General features: G+C 41.7%; 7 protein-coding genes. All 7 read right to left on the reverse strand.

Annotated features, from left to right (window positions below; all coding sequences use genetic code 11):
* Nucleotides 1–6 precede the first annotated feature (6 nt).
* Nucleotides 7–1,467 (reverse strand): aldehyde dehydrogenase family protein, encoded by a 1,461-nt coding sequence (locus GD441_RS14590; protein ID WP_225434252.1) that lies wholly within the window; start codon nt 1,465–1,467, stop codon nt 7–9.
* 13 nt (nt 1,468–1,480) lie between these two features.
* Nucleotides 1,481–2,767 carry an aspartate aminotransferase family protein gene (locus tag GD441_RS14595; protein WP_153127163.1) on the reverse strand — a complete coding sequence of 429 codons (1,287 nt, stop codon included), beginning with the start codon at nt 2,765–2,767 and terminating at the stop codon, nt 1,481–1,483.
* A complete protein-coding gene (locus GD441_RS14600) occupies nt 2,751–4,139 on the reverse strand; it encodes an aminotransferase family protein (RefSeq protein ID WP_153127164.1) in 1,389 nt (462 codons plus the stop codon). Before GD441_RS14600 ends, GD441_RS14595 begins: the two co-directional genes overlap by 17 nt.
* Nucleotides 4,124–4,453: a beta-ketoacyl-[acyl-carrier-protein] synthase family protein gene (locus GD441_RS14605; protein ID WP_276567802.1), complete on the reverse strand. Its 330-nt coding sequence runs from the start codon at nt 4,451–4,453 to the stop codon at nt 4,124–4,126. The genes GD441_RS14600 and GD441_RS14605 overlap by 16 nt, the downstream gene beginning before the upstream one ends.
* A 180-nt stretch (nt 4,454–4,633) precedes the next feature.
* Complete coding sequence (locus GD441_RS14610; protein WP_153127166.1) at nt 4,634–5,299, reverse strand: 3-oxoacid CoA-transferase subunit B; 666 nt, start codon at nt 5,297–5,299, stop codon at nt 4,634–4,636.
* Nucleotides 5,296–5,958 carry a CoA transferase subunit A gene (locus GD441_RS14615; RefSeq protein WP_153127167.1) on the reverse strand — a complete coding sequence of 221 codons (663 nt, stop codon included), beginning with the start codon at nt 5,956–5,958 and terminating at the stop codon, nt 5,296–5,298. Before GD441_RS14615 ends, GD441_RS14610 begins: the two co-directional genes overlap by 4 nt.
* Before the next feature lie 164 nt (nt 5,959–6,122).
* Nucleotides 6,123–6,464, reverse strand: coding sequence for a DUF3870 domain-containing protein (locus tag GD441_RS14620; protein WP_225434253.1), 342 nt, complete (start codon nt 6,462–6,464; stop codon nt 6,123–6,125).
* Between the last annotated feature and the right edge of the window lie 173 nt (nt 6,465–6,637).

The raw sequence follows: 6,637 nt of genomic DNA on the forward strand, positions 1-6,637 counted from the left end.
GTGAGATTAATAGGTCGTATAAATGGACTTCCATTCTGTCATCACATCAAAAGCATGATGTGATACCTCACGATGGCCATTGCCCGAATGCTTTGTTCCACCAAAAGCAACCCCAAGCTCGGCATTGGAAGTACCATTATTAATGTAGACTAACCCACTTTCAATTTCTTTTGCTCCGCGATTTGCATAATGGAGACTGTTTGTAAACAATGAAGTGGAAAGACCGTAAACAGTGTCATTATTGACTTCAACGGCTTCTTCAAAATGATCAACCTCAATAAACGCTAGAACGGGTCCAAAAATTTCTTCTTGGGCAACGGCATCACCTTTTTTCACATTGCTTAAAACGGTGGGCTCATAAAAATATCCTTGTTCACTTAATAATCGCTTGCCTCCACATTCAATTACAGCACCTTCCTGGACCGCTATGGCTACATATTTTTCGACTGTTTCAAGCTGATGTTTATTTATTAGTGGGCCGATATCAACTCCGGATTGAAGGCCATTTCCTACTTTTAGATTTTTGGTAATAGCAACAACCCTTTGAAGCAGCTCATCTTTCACATCCCTCTCAACAATAACCCGGCTGGCGGCCGTACATCTTTGCCCTGTAGTCGTAAATGCAGCCTTCACAATCGCTTCTGCTGCTAAATCTAGATTGGCATCCTTCAAGACAATTACTGCATTTTTCCCACCAAGCTCTAAAGATACTCTTTTTAACGTTTTTGCGGCCGTTTCGGATAACTTAATCCCTACTTCAGTTGAGCCTGTAAAAGAGATCACCTTTACGTCCTTATGCTCAGCAAGTTGAGCACCTACTTTACTGCCAGCACCAGTAACCAGATTCAATACACCCTTTGGAAGGCCTATTTCATGAAAAACTTCAGTGAAAATTTGAGCGGATAAAGCAACCTCTGAAGCAGGCTTCCAAACGACTGTATTTCCACTTATAAGTGCGGCTAAAATTTTATAACCAGCCAATGCAACAGGAAAATTCCAAGGAGTGATACAAGCCACTACTCCAATCGGCTCTCGCACCATCATAATTTGGCGATTACTTGCGCCAGAAGAAACCGTTTCTCCAAAAAGACGTCGTCCTTCTCCAGCCATATACTTGCATGTTTCTACGACAACACCGACCTCTCCAAGCGATTCAGCTAGTACCTTCCCCATTTCCTTCGTCATGGTTTGAGCTAAATGTTCCTTTTTCTCTTCAAATACTTGAGCTGCTCTCCAAAGAAATTGTGCACGTTCTGGAAGTGTAGTGTTTTTCCACAACTTGAAAGCGGATTTTGCACTTTCTACTGCATGATCGACTTGTGCAGAAGTTGCAGCAGCATAATAACCGACAACTTGCTCAGTTGCTGGATTCAAACTCTCATGAAATTCCTGATTCTCTTCTTGAACCCAAGCACCGTTTATATACAAACCTTTTTTCGTTACATGTGATGCTGCTTGTTGAACCAACGTGGTCCCTCCTTTACAACGTATCTTTTACTGCATTTTCTAGAATGCTCAAGCCTTGATCTAGATCCACTTCATTAATATTGAGCGGGAGCATTAACCGGATCGTTTGACCCTGAATCCCACAGTTCATAATAAGAAGCTTATGATCCAAGCATTTTTGCTTGATAACCGGAACGGCATGGCTGGCAATGTCCTCATGAAATTCTAGACCGATCATCATTCCTAAGCCGCGAATCTCTTTTATTCCTTGTATCCCATTAAGGGACTGCTGTAAGCGTTCCACAATCCTTGCACCTAAATCTTTGCTTCGATCGACTAGTTTTTCTGCTTCAATTATGTGAATATTCGCTAAAGCAGCTGCACATGAAATTGGATTTCCTCCAAAGGTAGAGCCGTGGCCTCCCGTTGGCCATTTTTCATGAATTTCCCTGCTCGCTACGATCGCTCCAAGTGGCATTCCTCCTGATAGTGCCTTTGCCAAAACCAGAATATCTGGATTTACTCCTGAATGTTCTGCAGCAAACATTTTCCCTGTACGTCCGAAGCCTGTTTGAACCTCATCAAAAATTAATAGAATTCCATGTTGTTTTGTTATTTTTCTCAGCTCTTGTAGAAATGCGGGTGGAGCTGGGAAATATCCCCCCTCACCCATTACAGGCTCAATCACGACTGCTGCCACACGTGAAGGATCGATGCGCAAATCAAAGATTTTTTGTAGCTGGTGTAGACAATAAGAGGTAGCCTCTTCTTCCTGCACACCCTTTAATTGTGATGGATATGGATAAGGAGCATGATGGACTTCTCCTAAAATAGGTTCATAGTATTTTCTATATTTAGAGCTAGAAGCCGTGATGGCAGTTGCTCCTAGCGTTCTCCCATGGAAAGAACCTTCGAAGGAAATAATGCCTGGTCTACCTGTAGCTGCACGAGCTAGTTTTAACGCACCATCAATTGCTTCTCCTCCAGAATTTGAGAAAAACACTGTATCAAGATTCCCAGGTGTGATTGAAGCGATCTTTTCTGCAAGGTTGGCAGCTGATTCATAATAGCCATAGTTCAATCCGAAATGTATGAATAACTCCGCCTGCTTTTTGATCGCATCGACCATCGCGTCGTTTGCATGGCCAACAGCATTTACGGCTACACCTGACACAAAGTCAATGTATTCATCGCCATCTGCTGTCCAAAATCTAGCACCCTTCGCTTTTTCAATAACCAATTCTGTAACTCGTGTCATGACTGGAGATAAATGTTTTTTAGCCTTTTCTCGAATTTCAGTGGTTTTATTTTGTAGTTTCATACGGTGGAACCTCCTTTAATTCCTCAATAAAGATTTGAAGTGAACGTTCAAGTACACCCATGATTTCATCTATTTGAACCCTTGAAACTGTAAGTGGCGGAGTAATTAATAAATGATCACCTAAGTGTCCGTTTAACGAGCCGCTCCCCGGGTAAAAAACCGCACCAAGTTCCATCGCAATATGATTGATACGCTCTGAAGCTTGTATTTTTGCTGGAAATGGAGTTCCCTTGTCTCCGTCAACCGCTAATTCAATCCCCATTAAAAGGCCTTCACCACGGACATCAAAAATAATTGGACACCGTTTTTTCAGCTCCAAAAGCTGCTGCTTTAAGTACTCACCGGCTTCTTGAACCTTGGTAACAATAGCCTCTCGCTCATAGATTTTTAATACGGACAAGCCTGCAGCAACTGACACTGGGTGTCCACTGTACGTATATCCATGGACAAATTTTCCGTTGCCATTTTGGATTAAGCCCTCCACAATCCGGTCATGGACGATCATGCCTGCAAGAGGTGCATATCCAGCGGAAACACCTTTACCAAACGTCATAATGTCTGGTGTGATCCCAAAATGCTGGATCCCAAAGTCCTTACCAGTTCGGCCAAATCCTGTCATGACCTCATCAGCTATTAAAAGAATATTGTACTTATCACAGATTTTTCGGATCTCTTTAAAATAGGCTTCAGGAGGACTGACTGCCCCAAGCTGACTTCCCACAATCGGCTCTGCAATGAATGCGGAAATATGATCTGGTCCAAGTTCAAGGACAACGCTTTCAAAATCACGAACACATGACCAGTTTTGCTTAGTATTACAATCTTCTTTTTCTCTCTGATAAGGACATCTCTTACAATTTGGTGAATGGACATGACTGAAATTCAATAGGTTCGGAGTATAAACCTGGCGGCGTTTTATATCTCCACCTGCCGACAGCGACCCAAACGTATTCCCGTGGTATGATTGCCATCTTCCTATTACAATGTGCTTTTCAGGTCTTCCTGCATCCCTGTGAAATTGTCTTGCTAGCTTAATCGCACTTTCATTCGCCTCCGAGCCGCCGCTTGTAAAATAAACCTTGTTCATTGAATGGGGAGCAAGCTGAGCAATTTTTTCTGCTAGCTGGAACAAAACGTCTGTTTCAAATCTCATACTGTGGACAAAGGCCGCCTTTTTAGCTTGAAAAGCCATAGCTTCAGCAATTTCTACTACACCGTGACCTAAATTAGCTGCAACCGCACCTGAGCAGGCATCGATATATCTCTTTCCATCCTCGTCAAAAAGATAGATTCCCTCTCCATGTGTGATAATAGGATAAGTTTTTGAGAAGTCCCTATGAAACACAAAATCTTTTTTTAGCTCTCTTTCCATCGTTCCACCACCATTACGATGCCTTGGCCGCCTGCTACACATAATGTAGCCAATCCGTACGTTAGCCTCGTCTTTTGAAGTTCATGGAGGAGCGTCACGAGTATTCTTGCTCCTGAGCACCCGTATGGATATCCCAAGGCAATTGCCCCTCCATTAACATTCACCTTTTTTCTATCAAGTCCCGTCCATTGCTTTAGGGAGGGTATTGCTTGTGCGGCGAAGGCTTCATTCAATTCTATTAAGTCCATATCATGGATCGTCAATTCGGCTTTCTTAAGCACCTTTTCACTAGCAGGGACTGGACCAATCCCCATTTCTTTTGGAGATACTCCACTAGTAGCCCACGATTTAATATACGCTAGAGGTGTCAATCCAAGACTACGATGAAAGATTATTATTCATGGCGATGGTTAACAAATCTTCAGGAGGCATTGATGAGAGCGAACCACCATATTTCCCAATCGCTGTCCTTAAAGAACTTACGATAACAACCATTATTCAATCACCGTCCTGTCATGTTCTAAATCTTTCAATGAGACTCTGAATGTTGCTTCTGTATGTTTCTTAACTTGATCAACAGTGATTCCAGGTGCTGTTTCCATGAGGACAAGTCCTTGTTCATCTACTTCAAATACAGCAAGCTCTGTAACGATTAAATCGACCTTTCTTTCAGAGGTAAGTGGATATTGTAAGTCTTTGACAATTTTTGATTGACCCTCCTTAGTAGTATGAAGGGTTGTCACAATGATTTTTCTCGATCCTTCCAACAAATCCATCGCTCCCCCGACACCAAGTACACTTTTTCCGGGTACAGCCCAGTTCGCCACTCTCCCTTGTTCGTCTACTTGAAGTACGCCCAGGATAGAGACATCCACATGTCCCCCTCGAATCATGGCAAAGGAATAAGCACTGTCAAAAAAAGATGCTCCATTTTCTAAAGTGACTGGAAGTTTTCCGGCATTCACTAAATGTTTATCCACTTGATCTGGATTGGGTGAAGGACCAACGCCTAATATTCCGTTTTCAGAATGAAGAAACACTTCAATCCCCTCTGGAACATAATCTGCCACCAACGTTGGAATACCAATTCCAAGGTTCACAATATTCCCATCCTCTAAAGCCTGTGCTGCCCTTCTTGCTATATATTCCTTATGGCTCATGGTATTTCCACCTCCTTCAATACGAGATAATCAACATATAGATGAGGAGTTACGATCTTCTCAGGTGATAGCTCACCCACTTTAACTATTTCATCCACTTCCGCAATCACCATATTCGCTGCAGTTGCCATATTCGGGTTGAAGTTCCGGGCTGATTTTGTATATACTAGGTTTCCTAGCTCATCCGCTTTATGTGCTTTGATTAAGGCAAAATCAGCCTTTAATGAAGGTTGGAAAATGTATTTTTTTTCTTCGATTACTCTTTCTTCTTTTCCAGCAGCTAGTAAGGTTCCCACTCCAACAGGCGTATAAAAACCCGCAATGCCAGCTCCCCCTGCTCGAATGGCTTCTGATAAAGTCCCCTGTGGAATCAGTTCGATTTCTAATTCTCCCATTTGATAAGCCTTTACAACGTCAGGATTAGACGTGAAATAAGAACCAATTCCCTTGCGTACCCTTTTGTTCCTAACAAGCACACCTAAACCCCTTCCTGGCTCCCCGAGGTTATTACTAATAATCTCTAAATCTTTTACTCCCGAAAGAAATAAGGAGTGAATTAAGGTTAACGGGCTACCTACTAACCCAAAGCCGCCCACCATGATTCGGCTACCGTCTTTTATCAATGAAGCTGCTTCATTGGCTGAAATGAGCTTTTTCATTTGTGTTCCTCCATTTATCACTTTTTGTAAAAAAACAAATAAGCTGAGCAGAATTGTAATAAGCTACAAAAATCCTTAAGATTTTTTTGCAGCCTTTCAAATCCACTCAGCTTTAATAAGACCATGAGAGAGGGAAAATCTCTCACTTTATTAAAACCAATCCTTTATTTTTTTTTCGAGGTAAAATCCCAATATCTTTGAACCGCTGATTGAAGTGCGACAATCATTGCCTGCTGTGAAGGGGCCAAATAGTGTTCCTTAATGGTTTGGATTAAAGGATCCAAGCCTTCATTTAGACTGTAACCAATCAGAATCCGTTCAAAAAAATCCTTTGTTAATCCAGTGACAAAAGTGAAATCCGCTCTTTCAATCGTATGAGTCTTATGATTGATTTCAAGGACTATACCAACGTGTTTGTATAGTTCATACATAGAAGTTCCCTGTGGAGCTTTTGCATAACCAGTAACAATGACAGTATCTAGTATATGAATAGGAAATCCCCCCACATACGAAACGCATTTTTATTATTCATTTTAATACACTAGTGTTGCATAAATATTGTCGCAATTTTCAGTTTTATTATTTTTTCTGTTTAGAGCCAAAAAGGTAAATACCCAATTATAGGTGACTCCATCCATTTGGAAATTTATTGACAATTAGACCTGTGCGACGACGACAA

The organism is Peribacillus tepidiphilus (assembly GCF_009466385.1).
GTDB classification, from domain to species: Bacteria; Bacillota; Bacilli; order Bacillales; family DSM-1321; genus Bacillus_BN; species Bacillus_BN tepidiphilus.

What these genes read in the sequence shown, in the direction of transcription:
- GD441_RS14595 (WP_153127163.1), bottom strand. Translation starts at nt 2,767, where the DNA reads ATGAAACTACAAAATAAAACCACTGAAATTCGAGAAAAGGCTAAAAAA.
- GD441_RS14600 (WP_153127164.1), bottom strand. Translation starts at nt 4,139, where the DNA reads ATGGAAAGAGAGCTAAAAAAAGATTTTGTGTTTCATAGGGACTTCTCA.
- GD441_RS14605 (WP_276567802.1), bottom strand. Translation starts at nt 4,453, where the DNA reads ATGGGGATTGGTCCAGTCCCTGCTAGTGAAAAGGTGCTTAAGAAAGCC.
- GD441_RS14610 (WP_153127166.1), bottom strand. Translation starts at nt 5,299, where the DNA reads ATGAGCCATAAGGAATATATAGCAAGAAGGGCAGCACAGGCTTTAGAG.
- GD441_RS14615 (WP_153127167.1), bottom strand. Translation starts at nt 5,958, where the DNA reads ATGAAAAAGCTCATTTCAGCCAATGAAGCAGCTTCATTGATAAAAGAC.